The sequence below is a fragment of the Pseudomonas sp. 18058 genome, from assembly GCF_902706155.1.
Taxonomy (GTDB): domain Bacteria; phylum Pseudomonadota; class Gammaproteobacteria; order Pseudomonadales; family Pseudomonadaceae; genus Aquipseudomonas; species Aquipseudomonas rustica.
This window is the reverse complement of record NZ_CACSJY010000041.1, coordinates 23722-37092: the sequence shown is the minus strand read 5'-3', so window position 1 is coordinate 37092 and position 13371 is coordinate 23722. Positions and strand designations below refer to the sequence as shown.

The 13371-nt window shown below is 57.8% G+C and carries 10 protein-coding genes and 4 tRNA genes; 11 read left to right on the top strand and 3 right to left on the bottom strand.

What is annotated here, in order from left to right; genetic code table 11:
• Positions 1-150 precede the first annotated feature (150 nt).
• Positions 151-1071: a recombination-associated protein RdgC gene (rdgC, locus tag GVL50_RS20450; protein WP_007919763.1), complete on the bottom strand. Its 921-nt coding sequence runs from the start codon at positions 1069-1071 to the stop codon at positions 151-153.
• A 159-nt stretch (positions 1072-1230) separates the two neighbouring features.
• Here rdgC and GVL50_RS20445 point away from each other — a divergent pair.
• The 4 genes from GVL50_RS20445 (at position 1231) to GVL50_RS20430 (ending at position 1774) form a co-directional block, all read left to right on the top strand.
• Positions 1231-1306, top strand: a tRNA-Val gene (locus GVL50_RS20445).
• A 19-nt stretch (positions 1307-1325) separates the two neighbouring features.
• Positions 1326-1402: transfer RNA gene (locus GVL50_RS20440), tRNA-Asp, on the top strand.
• Positions 1403-1602: 200 nt separating this feature from the next.
• Positions 1603-1678, top strand: a tRNA-Val gene (locus GVL50_RS20435).
• A gap of 19 nt (positions 1679-1697) precedes the next feature.
• Positions 1698-1774 (top strand) — tRNA-Asp (locus GVL50_RS20430).
• Positions 1775-1994: 220 nt separating this feature from the next.
• Here the strand turns inward: GVL50_RS20430 and GVL50_RS20425 are convergent.
• Both GVL50_RS20425 and GVL50_RS20420 read right to left on the bottom strand, forming a co-directional pair.
• The gene (locus tag GVL50_RS20425; RefSeq protein WP_159814914.1) at positions 1995-3164 is read right to left on the bottom strand and encodes a catalase family protein; all 1170 of its coding nucleotides are present in this window, start codon (positions 3162-3164) and stop codon (positions 1995-1997) included.
• On the bottom strand, positions 3161-4969 hold the full coding sequence (locus GVL50_RS20420) for a di-heme-cytochrome C peroxidase (protein WP_159814913.1): 1809 nt from the start codon (positions 4967-4969) through the stop codon (positions 3161-3163). The genes GVL50_RS20425 and GVL50_RS20420 overlap by 4 nt, the downstream gene beginning before the upstream one ends.
• Positions 4970-5238: 269 nt before the next feature.
• On the opposite strand from GVL50_RS20420, the gene GVL50_RS20415 reads away from it, so the two are divergent.
• From GVL50_RS20415 to GVL50_RS20385, 7 genes are all read left to right on the top strand, one after another.
• The gene (locus GVL50_RS20415) at positions 5239-5958 is read left to right on the top strand and encodes an FKBP-type peptidyl-prolyl cis-trans isomerase (protein ID WP_053118601.1); all 720 of its coding nucleotides are present in this window, start codon (positions 5239-5241) and stop codon (positions 5956-5958) included.
• A gap of 293 nt (positions 5959-6251) precedes the next feature.
• Positions 6252-6707 (top strand): YkvA family protein, encoded by a 456-nt coding sequence (locus GVL50_RS20410; protein WP_053118602.1) that lies wholly within the window; start codon positions 6252-6254, stop codon positions 6705-6707.
• A 112-nt stretch (positions 6708-6819) separates the two neighbouring features.
• On the top strand, positions 6820-7161 hold the full coding sequence (locus GVL50_RS20405; RefSeq protein WP_159814912.1) for a helix-turn-helix transcriptional regulator: 342 nt from the start codon (positions 6820-6822) through the stop codon (positions 7159-7161).
• A complete protein-coding gene (locus GVL50_RS20400; protein ID WP_003223109.1) occupies positions 7158-7529 on the top strand; it encodes a hypothetical protein in 372 nt (123 codons plus the stop codon). Before GVL50_RS20405 ends, GVL50_RS20400 begins: the two co-directional genes overlap by 4 nt.
• Complete coding sequence (locus tag GVL50_RS20395; RefSeq protein ID WP_159814911.1) at positions 7530-7937, top strand: sel1 repeat family protein; 408 nt, start codon at positions 7530-7532, stop codon at positions 7935-7937.
• A gap of 233 nt (positions 7938-8170) precedes the next feature.
• The gene (locus tag GVL50_RS20390) at positions 8171-12952 is read left to right on the top strand and encodes an RHS repeat-associated core domain-containing protein (protein WP_159814910.1); all 4782 of its coding nucleotides are present in this window, start codon (positions 8171-8173) and stop codon (positions 12950-12952) included.
• Entirely contained in the window at positions 12952-13368 is a 417-nt protein-coding gene (locus GVL50_RS20385) for a hypothetical protein (RefSeq protein WP_159814909.1), read from the top strand. Before GVL50_RS20390 ends, GVL50_RS20385 begins: the two co-directional genes overlap by 1 nt.
• The last annotated feature ends 3 nt before the right edge of the window (positions 13369-13371 follow it).

Genomic DNA, 13371 nt, shown 5'->3' with positions numbered 1-13371 from the left:
GCTTGTTCCTTATTATGTGAAAGCGTTAGGAGGCTAAGCATACTTCGCCAGCAAAAAGATCGCAGCCTCCGGCAGCTCCTACAGAAAAACACGTCCCCTGTAGGAGCTGCCGAAGGCTGCGATCTTTTAAATGTTCACACAAAAAACGGATCAGATCCCCTGCGGAGTCTCTTCACCACCCAGCGCTTCAACCAGCGCCGGCAGGAAGTCGCCGAAGGTCAGCATCATCAGGGTGAAGCTGGCGTCCAGTTGACCCAATGCCTCATCGCCACCGTCCTGTTCCGCCTGATCCTGCAACAGGTCTTCGAACTTCAGACGTTTAACAGTCATCTTGTCGTCAAGCATGAACGACAACTTGTCCTGCCACGCCAGCGACAGCTGCGTGACGACTTTGCCGGTGCTCAGGTGCAGCTGGATTTCTTCGCTCGTCAGGTCCTGACGCTTGCAACGAACGATGCCGCCGTCTTCGTGGGTGTCGCGCAGTTCGCACTCGTCCAGCACATAGAAGTCGTCGGCAGCTTTCTGCGTGGTGACCCATTCGGTCATGGTCGCGGTTGGCGACATTTTCACGGTCAGCGGACGGACGGGCAGGGTGCCGATCACTTCACGCAGGGTCGACAGCAAGTCTTCAGCGCGTTTCGGGCTGGCCGAGTTGACCAGGATCAGACCCTGTTTCGGCGCAATGGCGGCGAAGGTCGACGAGCGACGGATAAAGGCGCGCGGCAGGAAGGCCTGGATGATTTCATCCTTGATCTGATCGCGTTCCTTCTTATAGACCTTGCGCATCTGCTCGGCTTCGATCTCTTCGACCTTTTCCTTTACCGCGTCGCGCACGACGCTGCCCGGCAGAATGCGTTCTTCTTTACGCGCGGAAATCAGCAGGAAGTCACCGCTGACGTGTACCAATGGAGCATCTTCGCCTTTGCCGAACGGCGCGACGAAACCGTAGGTGGTCAACTCCTGGCTTGCACATGGACGCGCCAGTTTGGTGGCCAGTGCAGTTTCCAGCGCCTCGGCATCGACAGGCAGGTCTTGGGTCAGGCGATAGATAAGCAGGTTCTTGAACCACATGGGGTGAGTCTCTCCTTTATACAAAGGGGGGCATTATTGTCCTCGCCGTCTCATAGGCCAACCCTTCTGTAAGCCTTTGGAAGGCCTGAGAAAATTATTTAAAAAAGTGCTTGCCAGAGGTTGGGTCGCTCCGTAGAATGCGCGCCACACCGAAGCGAAGGGTGATTAGCTCAGCTGGGAGAGCGTCTGCCTTACAAGCAGAATGTCGGCGGTTCGATCCCGTCATCACCCACCATTCGTTTCAAGTGTTTAGCGCAGCGGTAGTTCAGTCGGTTAGAATACCGGCCTGTCACGCCGGGGGTCGCGGGTTCGAGTCCCGTCCGCTGCGCCATATTCGGTAACCTGGACCACTGAACGCCAGGTCACCACGGAAGAACCCGCCCAAGCGGGTTTTTTTCTGCCTCAAAGTTTGTACAGTTGTACCCGCGGGATGTGTCGTTTTACCGGTTTTCGGATTTATTTGAAAAAAACTTCAATTAAATCAACACTTTACGAAAACTTGTGGCATAATGCGTCCCGTAACGAAGCGAAGGGTGATTAGCTCAGCTGGGAGAGCGTCTGCCTTACAAGCAGAATGTCGGCGGTTCGATCCCGTCATCACCCACCATTCGTTTCAAGCGTTTCGCGCAGCGGTAGTTCAGTCGGTTAGAATACCGGCCTGTCACGCCGGGGGTCGCGGGTTCGAGTCCCGTCCGCTGCGCCATATTCGGAATCTGGAACACTGAACGCCAGAGTCCACAGAAAGCCCGCCTAGTGCGGGCTTTTTGCTGTCTGGGATTTATGAAATCTCAGATTTGATGCTGACCTGTGGCGAGGGGATTTATCCCCGTTGGCCTGCGCAGCAGGCCCAGATTTTAAAAGCGGGGCCGCTTCGCAGCCCAACGGGGATAAATCCCCTCGCCACAGGTTATGTGCATATTTTTTTAATGCGCGGCATTCCGGCTGTGGCGATAGTCGCTCACCGCTTCATACACCGCTTTACGCAAGCGGTTGATCCCGCCAATCGGCCGATGCGCCTCGATACCAAACCACGGATTGAACGACAAGTTGTCGCACGCCAGATTCAACGTCGGCGTATCGAAGTCTTGCGGCGGCAAGGTAATCCGCGCCACCGTCTCAAACGGCGAGTCCTGCTCACGCCATTCAATGCTGGTGTCTTCGATCGGCATGTACTTGTTGGCATCCTGACGCTGAATCTGCAGGACAAAACACGCTGGCACCCGATCCGTCGATAACTGCTGACTCAAAGCACTGCGCAGAAAGTTCGGCAGATCGTGATTCTGTTGAGGCAACGCGTACGCCGGGCAACTGTCCGGATCCGGCATCACCCGAAATTTCGCATTGGCCTCACCGAATTTGTACGGCGAGACCGAAAAATAAGTCGTCTGCGTCGGGCTGTCCGGCGGTGGTGCCAGCGTAGCCAGGGCAATAAACAGATGACGGACTTGCCAGGTGCGCGGATCCCACCCCGGAAAAAACGCCATGATTTTCTTGCCGTCAGCCTGCGCCGCCACATTCTGACGGTACTCGGCGACATCGCTGACAAAGAAGTTCGCATGACTGAACATCACGAAATCCTGTTCGCCCTGCGCCGGTCGATCGCCGAGCAAGGGTTTACCCGACACATCGAACAACTTGATCGCCATACCCCGAGCATCGCGCAGGCTGTCGAATTGAGGATAAGCGTTGCCATTCGACAGACGAATGATCGCCTGCCAGGTTTTCCCCGGCTCACTGAACACGCCTTGGCGTAATGATTGCGCCAATTCCGGCAATACTTTGACTTCTGCCTTCACGCAACCATGCGCTTTGGCATGGGCGTCGCGCAGATAACGCGTGGGCTCGCGGTGTTGATCGACGATGCGCACGGCGGTCTGTATCACGTCCTGCGTCATCGCGGCTTCGCCGGGCGGAATCTGCTCCAGCGCCGACACCGGGCCGCGGTGCTGCCAGGCAAACCACGCCGTCGCGATCGCCCAGCCGAGCAAGCCAATCACCAGCAGGATTAACACGGTTTTGCCAAGCAAGCGCCCCAGCCACAACCAGATTCGTGCGAGCAACGGCAGTTCTTTCTTGAATGTCGGCATCGTCATGGCAATTGCGCCTCCAGTGGGCCGCCCAGCACTTTCAGGTATTCAAGCAAGGCCCAGCGTTCTTCAGGCTGCAACAGTCGGCCAATCACACCATTGCCACGTTCGCCGGCGCGGAATTCATGACCGCTGTTGCGGTTGCCACTGATGCGCGTATCGAACAGGAAGCCATTGGTGAACGCTTCGGTGCGATAACCCAGATGGCGAGGATCGTATTCGAAGGTGCCTTTATAGAAGGTGGTCGCGCGCTCATCTTGCGGCGAGAGCAATTGATAAACGCTTGGCACCGAGCCGTTGTGCAGGAAGGGTGGGGTCGCCCAGACGCCAGCCAATGGCCGCGCCTTGTAAGCGACGTTTTCGCGCACGCCGATCGGCAGGCCGAAACCGTCCAGTCGAGGTTTGTCTTCCGGAGTGACGTTGGCTTCGCGGTAGGCGCGGTTTTCGACGAAAGCGGTGACGTACGCCAGTCCCTTGGCGACTGAAAGCTGGCTCAGATCCAGCGGTTCGGTGGGCGTCGGGTGCAACTTGACGTCCATTTTCGCCAGCTCTTTCAAATCCCATTGCAGCGTTGTCAGGTCGAAGCGGTGGGTGGCGATGTTGGTGGCGGCGTTCGGGTCAGTACCGATCACATCGAGCGGCAGCATGTGCAAATGCTGTACCCAGCGCTCGCCTTCCTGAGAGACGCGCGGCACATGGCAGCCGGCGCAGTTTTCCGCAAACAGCGCGCGGCCCTTGGCGGCCAATGGTTTATCGACGGCGTCGAGTACGTCTTCCGGCCAGGCCGGTGGTTGCAGTTTTTGCAGAGTTTCTTCGATCGTGTGCAGATCGCGCACACGAACGCTCGAGGCGTAGCGCTCTTCGCCTTGCAGCGGTTGGCCATTGGCGTCGAAGAAATTCAGCGTGGCGCCCACGCCCAGCGCTTCGCCGATATTGCGCGCCATCGGCTGCTGTGCCGAGCCGTTCCACTGCACCCAATCGAACCTCCACATGTCCCACAACTGCGGGTAATCCACCGGCGCATTGGCCACGCGATAGTTGGCGGGGGAAATCGCATCGCCGAAGGTCGCGTTGGCGATCCGACCGAATGCATCGGCGCGGCCAGGGCCTTCTTCGGTGGGGTAGAGGCCGCGATGGGTGTCGTTCCAGGCGACTTTCAGGAACGTATCCAGCGAGGTTTTGAAGTCTTTGCGCAGTTGCTCGTGGCGCACGTCGTATTGATCGCCGAGTACGCTTCGAGCAAAGCGTTCGAATTTCCACGGGTTGTAGTAAGTCGCCGTCAGACTCGCGACCAATGCCTGTCCGAAACTGCCGCCGCGCAATGTAGGAACACTGGAAGGCAACACATGCTGCGCGGTGCCGCCGTCGATGCGCACGGCCTGGCCTTTGAAACGCAATTCTCCGGTGTGGCAAGCCGCGCAAGTTATGTCGAGATATTGCTCGGAAGTAGCGGGGTTTTGATGCCGGGCGAAACCCACGGGCAGGTTGCCGGGATTGTTCGGCGTGGCTTGCTGTTTTGGATCGACCAGAAAACCGAAGCGCGCGAGGTATTCCGCAGAGGCGAAACGCTGCTCGGAAAAGGGCAGCTCCAGCGCTTGAAACCACTCATAGCGCAGGCCTTTGACCTGTGTGCCCTGAGGCGTGAAGTAATAGGTTTGCCGCTGTTCTTCCGACCATTGATTCAGGTAATGCACCTGCTCGGCCGGGGTGTAGAACGGTAATTTCGGGTTGGCGACGTAATACAAAACCACGGCGAGGACGAGGCCGAGCAGCACGACGATCAGGGTCAAAACACGGAATAAGCGGCGCAAGTTAAACATCCTTGTCGAATTATTGCGCTGTTATGCCTGAGGCTATGAGGGTGGGCAAGTGGCCATTACGCCAACTGTTGTGAGAAGTGGCACCAATCGTTGTAGGGCGTAGATGACAGAAGCTTCATCGTGCCTTTAGCCGAATGCGTTTCAATACCTGAACTTATCGCCGCTTTACTGCTCTCATGCCGGTAGCCATTGGTCGTGGCGGCCTGATAAGCTCGCGGCTTTACTCGATTGCCCTTTCGGCGCATGAACAAGGAAATAGCATGAAACAGCATCGGTTGGCGGCGGCGGTAGCCCTGGTTAGCCTGGTACTTGCGGGTTGTGATTCGCAAACCAGCGTAGAGCTGAAAACCCCGGCGCAAAAAGCTTCCTACGGTATCGGCCTGAACATGGGCAAGAGCCTGGCTCAGGAAGGCATGGATGATCTGGACTCCAAAGCAGTAGCCCAGGGCATCGAAGATGCCGTCGGCAAGAAAGAACAGAAGCTGAAAGACGAAGAACTGGTTGAAGCTTTCGCCGCGCTGCAAAAGCGTGCCGAAGAGCGTATGGCCAAGATGAGCGAAGAGTCGGCAACCGCTGGCAAGAAATTCCTCGAAGAAAACGGCAAGAAAGCAGGCGTGACAACAACTGCTTCGGGTCTGCAATACGAAGTCATCAAAAAGGCCGACGGCCCACAGCCTAAGCCGACCGACGTAGTGACCGTTCACTACACCGGCAAGCTGACCAACGGCACCGTATTCGACAGCTCCGTCGAGCGCGGCAGCCCGATCGATCTGCCAGTAAGCGGCGTGATCCCGGGTTGGGTTGAAGGTCTGCAACTGATGCACGTTGGCGAGAAGTACAAACTGTACATCCCTAGCGATCTGGCTTACGGCGCGCAATCGCCAAGCCCGGCAATCCCGGCCAACTCGGTTCTGGTTTTCGACCTGGAACTGCTGGCCATCAAGGATCCAGCCAAAGAAGACGCTGCTGCTGCCAAGTAAGCAGCTTCGGCTTCAACAACAACGCCTCGCTTAAGCGGGGCGTTGTTGCATCTGCAGGTTGGCGGGCGTAAACAGAGCGAACCGATGCCGGTCAGGGGAGTCATAGCTTTAAGGCTGCCCGCGCTAGACGCCCTGAGCCGCCAAGTCAATGAAATATTGGGGTTTTTTATGTGAGTAAAAAACGCCCGATCTGAGCGCGGCGCTTATAAACCGGGGCTCTCAGCGCCGAAATGCAGCTCTGTTCACAAGGTTATCCACAATTTGTGTGGATAACATTTCAATGGGAGGAATAGATGAAAGCTCCGTGGAATTTCGCTCGATTCCTGCCCCTGGCTGGCCGTTTGCTGGCCCGTGGTCGTCTGCCGACATTGTTGTTTGCCGTGGCCAGCAAAGGTGCCGCGCAAGGCAATCGCCTCGGCAAGCTCAAAGATGACCTGCGTTTGCTGCAGGCGCTGTGTCTGGCTTACTGGCGTGGCGAGTACCGCGCAATCAGTGGCAAGGCGTTGGTTTCGGTGGTGGCGGGGTTGATGTACTTCCTCAGCCCGGTCGATGCCATTCCGGATTTCATCCCGGTCTTCGGCATGCTCGACGACATCGCCGTGCTCGCCTGGCTGATGAAAACGCTCGACGAAGAACTCAACGCGTTCCGCCTGTGGCGCAGTCGTCAGCGTCCGGAAAAACTCGCGGTTGCCGAACGTCTGCCCGATACACCTGAACAACTGCAACTGGAAGGCCCGAAAAAGCCCTGAATAACCAAGACCTGCGATAGATAGATCGCCCCCGCGACCTTAGCCGCTGTTAGGATTACACTTCTAGGGAAAAGTGCCGACTCGCTAAGTGTTGTTGTCCTACGGGGTAGTCATGGATATTCAGATAATTGCACGCGATGGCGAACCCGAATACGCGGTTCTGCCATGGGCTCAATATCAGGCGTTACTCAAAGCAGCAGGTCTCAACGAAATACCGTCGCGTCCGGCCCCAGCGCCTGTCGCGGCCACTTCAGACCCGATTCTTCCAGGTCTGGATCAACTCCGCAGTTTGCGCGAAGGGAAGGGCATCGCCATCGAGGCGCTGGCCCGCACGGTAGGCATCAGCCCGTCTTATCTGGCCATGATCGAAAGTGGTGAGCGTGCGCCCGACGCCGCGATTCGCCGCAGCCTGGCCTGGGAATTGACGGTGCCAGGTTGGAGGGATGAATCGTGAGCGTACGCATCAGTCGACAACATTGGGACGGGTTGCTGGGGGAGCTGGATCAGGCGCGCCGACAGCGTCATCTGCTGACGTATCGCGCCTTGCTGGAGCGTCTGCAACTGCCGACACCGGCCATGCAAACCCTGACCGCTGCACTTGAACATCTCGCCGCGCTGGATGCCAAGGCCGAGCAACCGCTGCGCAGTTCACTGGTAATCAGCCAAGGCGCGAGCCGCTTACCGCGCACCGGTTTTTTTGAATGTGTTGAACGTCTGGGGCGTTTTTCCGGGCCGTCCGACGGAGTTGCCGCCGCGTCGTGGCACGCTTCCGAAGTGGTCAGAGTGTTTGAATACGAGTACCCGGAATCGGCGGAGGCCTGAGTGTTTTTACGCCTCAAGGCGCGGGCCAGTTATTGGCTGGCCCGCCGGCTGTTTCATTGGTCGTGGTGTGTGCGCCAGCCGCGCATCTGGCGCTGGATGGAAGGGCAGTTTGCGCGCATGGCCAACCTCGGCGATGTCGGCGCGCAAAGCTTTTACGGGCACATTCTGACCTTTCGCGGTGTGGGTATGGGCGCGCGTGAAGAGGGCGTGCGACTGCTGCGTCTGGCGGCACTGGCCGGTGATGGCAAAGCGGCCTATCAGGTCGGCGTGATCAGCCTCGCCGGCACGCCGAGCAAGGCGCCGGATTCAGAGGAGGCTGCGCGCTGGTGGAGCATGGCCGCCAAGGCTGGGCACCCGTTGGCCGAGCACAAACTGCAAGAATTGAGTTCGCGCGATTCCAGCCAGTAAATCTCGTCATTAATAAACAGGGCATGAGGGAAACCTCACGCCCTGTTTGCGTTTTGGCTTCTTATGTTTAGCTGTGGGTAAGCGTTTACAGATTAGTCCTACAACCATCGCCTACTTGGCCGACTTCTTTCCTGATTGATCCCCCGCACAGTTCCCGCGCCTATTTTTTTGCGCGAGGGAACGCTCATGTTCGACCCGATTAACCCGTCCAATTCGCGCTTTGACGTGCGCTGATGGACGCCATCGCTCGCATCGAGCAAGAACTCGACAGCTTTCCCGCCAGCCTCAGTCTCTACCGCGAACAGCTCAAGCACTGGGCCAGCCGTGCTGCGGACAAAGTCAGCCACGCGGCGGATCTGCCGTCGCTGATGGGCATGGAGCGGATCATCCGCTTCGGCGAAAACAGCACCGTTGTCAGCAGCACCGATAACGAGTTTTTCTCCGGCGTTGTCCAGTGCCCGAAGGACGGGCCGATGTTGATCGAGAGCAAGTTCGAGTCGGTGTACGACATCGCGCTCGGCAACATCACCGTCGATGTGATCGCCATGGACAGTGGCGAAATCACCCCTGTAACCCTTGATGCGCAAGGCAAAGGCTTGTTCAAGGGCACAGCGGGCAAGTTCTATCGGGTGCTGGTGCACAGCGAGGTCACCACGGATCAGGTTGATGACCTGTTTAAAGCCTACGACGGCCTGACCCGTGAACTCGACGGCTGGCTGCGCGGTGAGTGGCAGGGTTTTAAACCGCAGTGGTCGCAATCGGTGGCGACATCGGCAAGCAACGGCATGCTGGCCGGAAGTTGGGCGGCGATCGAGGGTGTGTGGGACAGCATCGGTTTGCTCTCGGACATTCTCAAGGATCCCGGGGCCTTTGCCGAGCGGTTGGGGTCTGGGGCCACGCAGTTAAAGGAGCTGGCGGAGACGGCTCCCGATGTCATGGAAAAGCTGCAACTGCTGATGAGCGATGAAGCGGCGCTGTGTTTGCTGCTGCGTACCGCCAGCCTTTGGCTGGAGATGCTGCCGCCCAGCGAGATCGCCGGCAAAACCGCCGAAGCCGCGTCAATGATGATCGTGCAGGTGCTGATCGATGTGCTGATCGGCGTCGTGCTGACCTTTGTCGGTGCGGGTGCCGGCATCGCTTATCTGACGCTGCGTCTGGCTGACCGCGCCGCGCAGTTGTTGTCAGCGTTGACGCGGTTGCTGAAGGCGATGTTTGCCATCGTCGAAGGCTTCATCAAGTACGTCGACAAATACAAAAAAGTCGCTGCACGCGGGATTGCCGCCGGGGTGAAAAAAGGCCGGATGCAGTTGCGTTGGGACGCCAAGCGCAACGCCTTGCTGAAGAAAGACGAGCACCACGATGACGCTCCGGATCAGGCGAAAAATCCCAACGGGGACAGCGCTGATTGTGTACCGCGTACCTGCACCAACGGTTGTCCGGTGTCGATGGTCACCGGCGAAGAACTGCTCACGCTGACTGATGGCGTGCTCGATGGTGTGTTGCCGTTTGAGTTCACTCGGTTGTATCGCACCAGTGCGGTGGAAATCGATGTCGGGCTGGGGTTTGGCTGGAGCCATTCGCTGGCGCATCGGCTGGAATTTGATGGCGACTCGGTTGTTTGGGTCGATCACGAGAATCGGCGCACGCTGTTTCCGCAGCCGAATGTTGAGCGGCCGGCGATTCACAACAGCCTGTCGCGGGCAGCAATTTTTCTCGGGGATGAGCCGGAGGAATTGATCCTCGCGCTGGCTGGGGAAGCGGCGCGGTTTTACCACTTTCGGGCCGGGCGTCTGACGTCGATCAGCGATGCCTATGGCAATCGTCTGACGGTACATCGCGATCGGTCTGACAGGGTTCAGCGACTGGATAACGGTGCAGGTCGCTCCTTATTGCTGCGTTACGACCGCGCGCAACTCATCGCGGTCGATTACCAAAGTTTGCAAAACGCTGAATGGGCGACGGAGCAAATCCTTGTTCGCTATTGCCACGACGCGCGTCAGCGCTTGTTGGCGGCGACCAATGCATTAGATGAAAGCGAGCGCTACGACTACGACGATGCGCACGTCATTCTGCAGCGACAGCTGACCGGTGGTGCGAGTTTTTTCTGGGAGTGGGAACGGGCTGGCAAGGCTGCACGTTGTGTACGGCATTGGGCGTCGTTTTCGCAGATGGACACGCGGTATGTCTGGGATGACGACGGCAGTGTGGCGGTGCATTTCGTCGATGGCACCGAAGAAGTTTACGTTCACGACGACCGTGCGCGTCTGGTGCGCAAGGTTGAGGCCGACGGTGGCGAGCAGCTCAAGGCGTACGACGATCAGGGACGGTTGGTCGCTGAACAGGATGCGCTGGGTTCTATCACCGAGTACCGCTATGACGATGTCGGACGACTGATCGCGCTGATTCCGGCAGCGGATGCGCCAACGTCCTACGAGTATCGCAATGGTTTCCTGCATCGGCGTTCGCGTGGCGATGCGGTTTGGATTTATCGGCGCAATGCCGAGGGCGACATCACCGAGGCTGTCGATCCTGACGGGCAGGTGACTCATTACTACTACAGCGTTCGCGGCCAACTGGTGTCGATCCGTTATCCGGACACCAGCCGTCATCTGCTGGCCTGGAATGATCTTGGCCAACTGGTTGAAGAAACGTTGCCTGAGGGTGGCGTACGGCGTTTTTCCTACGATGCTTCGGGACGGCGGACGACCACGGTTGATCAACATGGCGCCGTTACGCGACAGCAGTGGGACGCCGTTGGCCGACTGGTTCAGACGACTTTTCCTACGGGCGCCACGCGTGCTTATAGCTACGGCGCTTACGGGCAAGTCACCGCCGAGCGTGATGAGCTGGGGCATGTCACCCGGTATGAATACGACGATGACCTGCATCTGGTCTCCCGCCGCATTAACCACGACGGCACGCGGGTTCAGTATCGCTACGACCATGCCCAACTGTTGCTCACGGAAATTGAGAACGAGTCCGGCGAAAAATATCGGCTGGACTACACGCCGACCGGATTAATCCGACAGGAAACCGGTTTCGATGGGCGCCGTACCGCTTACGTGTATGACCTCAACGGGCATCTGCTGGAAAAGACCGAGTTTGGCGATGACGACTCACGTTTAGTCACCGCATACGAACGCGATGGCGCCGGGCGTCTGCTGGTTAAAACCCTGCCGGACGGAGTGAAGGTCAGCTACCAGTACGACAGTCTCGGTCGCTTGATCGGTGTCGATGATGGTCAAAACCATCCGCTGGCCTTCGAATACGACCGCCAGGATCGGCTGATCACCGAGCACCAAGGCTGGGGCACTCTGCGCTATGCCTACGACGCTTGCGGCCAGCTCAAGCGCATGCGTCTGCCGGACAACAGCAAACTCGATTACCACCATGCCAAGGGCGGCGCGCTGACCGCAATCGACCTCAACGGCGCACGCCTGACCACGCATCAGTTCGAATTCGGTCGCGAGCAAACCCGTCAGCAAGGTTTGCTGCACAGCCACTATCACTACGACGAACAGGGTCGCCTTCAGGCCCACGCCGTCAATCAACAATCCAGCCCACTGTACCTGCGCCACTACAGCTACGCGGTCAACGGCAATCTGGCGAGCATCGCCGATAGCCGCCACGGTCAGCGCAGCTATTACTACGACGCCCTCGACCGACTGACCCGCGTCCGCCACTCCCGCGACGAACTCCCGGAAACCTACGCCCACGACCCGGCCGGCAACCTGCTCATGCAGGATCGCCCCGGCCCGAGCCAGATCAAAGGCAACCGCCTGTTGATGCAAGGCGACCGCCATTACGACTACGACGCCTTCGGCAACCTGATCCGCGAACGTCGCGGCACCGCGCACAAACTCGTCACCGAATACCGCTACGACTGCCAGCACCGCCTGATCGGCCTGACCCGTCCTGACGGGAAAACCGCGTCTTACCGTTACGACGCCTTCGGCAGACGCATCAGCAAAACCGTCGACGGCGCCACCATCGAATTCTTCTGGCAAGGCGACAACCTCGTCGCCGAAAGCAGCCAGAGCGAATACCGCAGCTACGTCTACGAACCCGGCACCTTCTGTCCGTTAGCACTGCTCGACGGCAAAGGCCCGAAAAAAGCCTGCCCGTTTTATTACCAGAACGACCACCTCGGCACGCCGCTGGAGCTGACCGATTACAGCGGGGAAATCGTCTGGTCGGCGCAGTACGACGCTTACGGGAAAGTCGCGGCGGTGACGTTGGCCGGTGATGAGTATCTGGATCAGCCGCTGCGGTTTCAGGGGCAGTATTTCGATGCGGAGAGTGGGCTGCATTACAACCGGCATCGGTATTACGACCCGCGGTTGGGGAGGTATCTGACGCCGGATCCGGTGAAGCTGGCGGGTGGGTTGAATCAGTACCAGTACACGCCGAATCCCACGGGGTGGGTGGATCCGTTGGGGTTGAGTTGCAACTGTCCGCCGTCAGCGCCGCGTCGTCCAATGCGGTACGAGGCTGGTCGCGTGGTCGTCGAAGAGGGGGCGCCCCCGCTGCCGAAGATGACGGCGCAGGAGCGCCGAGCGAGACTTGATGAAGTTGCTGAGGAGAATGCGAAGCGTCGGGTACATGAATACGAAGAACTTTATGATATGCATACTGTAAAAAAGCACAGTTCCGAAATTCCCGATCGAGCGCTTCAGCAGCGTGGCATTAACGGAGCAGATCCTCACACCGGAATTGTCCCAATGCGTGCCAGAGGAAATCTCAGCTCGCAGTTTCATAACTGGCGGATGCATCTGGGCGCTTTGAATAAAGCGATGACAAAGGATAAAGATGGTTTAATTATGCACACAGGGGAAGATATAAGGCGTAATCCAATAGTTAGGTTGGAGCTGCCTGGGGCGGGGCGTGGATATAAGCCGAATAGGACAGATGAGCAAAATCCAAGCCTCAATGAAGACATGAATTGGTTTGAAGTGAAGTTCGATCAGGAAAATACACAGAGGCCATTTACAGGGTTTCCTGCCGAGGGTAAGTAATGTTGAAAGATCCGTTTTTAAAAAAGCCTTTTGAGCCGGGGTTGATGTGGTTCATTGGTGTGTTCGATGTTTATGACCGAGAAGAAACTCGAGGGGTAGAGCTTGGAGCCTACAACCCCAATGAGTCTGGTGATCGAGAGGTTCTGATCAGAAAGTATTGTCTGAATCTGCCGTACCTCTCCTATAGGCATAGGCTTGTATTACTTGAGTACCTGAAAGTAAAACTAGAAGATCCAACATACGACTTTCAGCTTTTGTTCGAGATCGACCCGTGCGAAGCCGCAAGTTGGCCTCGTGGAGAGTGGGACTCGCTAGATGATCCACGCGGTTTTTTCTTGGATATCTATAAATTGGCGATAGAGGTTTGGAAGCTGGATCTTGCAAAAGCCGCTAGTGAAGATCGTTCTGCATGGTAGTTT

Bases quoted from the DNA above. Each gene is read 5' to 3' on its own strand.
- rdgC (WP_007919763.1), bottom strand. From the start codon at position 1,071: ATGTGGTTCAAGAACCTGCTTATCTATCGCCTGACCCAAGACCTGCCT.
- GVL50_RS20425 (WP_159814914.1), bottom strand. From the start codon at position 3,164: ATGACGATGCCGACATTCAAGAAAGAACTGCCGTTGCTCGCACGAATC.
- GVL50_RS20415 (WP_053118601.1), top strand. From the start codon at position 5,239: ATGAAACAGCATCGGTTGGCGGCGGCGGTAGCCCTGGTTAGCCTGGTA.
- GVL50_RS20410 (WP_053118602.1), top strand. From the start codon at position 6,252: ATGAAAGCTCCGTGGAATTTCGCTCGATTCCTGCCCCTGGCTGGCCGT.
- GVL50_RS20405 (WP_159814912.1), top strand. From the start codon at position 6,820: ATGGATATTCAGATAATTGCACGCGATGGCGAACCCGAATACGCGGTT.
- GVL50_RS20390 (WP_159814910.1), top strand. From the start codon at position 8,171: ATGGACGCCATCGCTCGCATCGAGCAAGAACTCGACAGCTTTCCCGCC.
- GVL50_RS20385 (WP_159814909.1), top strand. From the start codon at position 12,952: ATGTTGAAAGATCCGTTTTTAAAAAAGCCTTTTGAGCCGGGGTTGATG.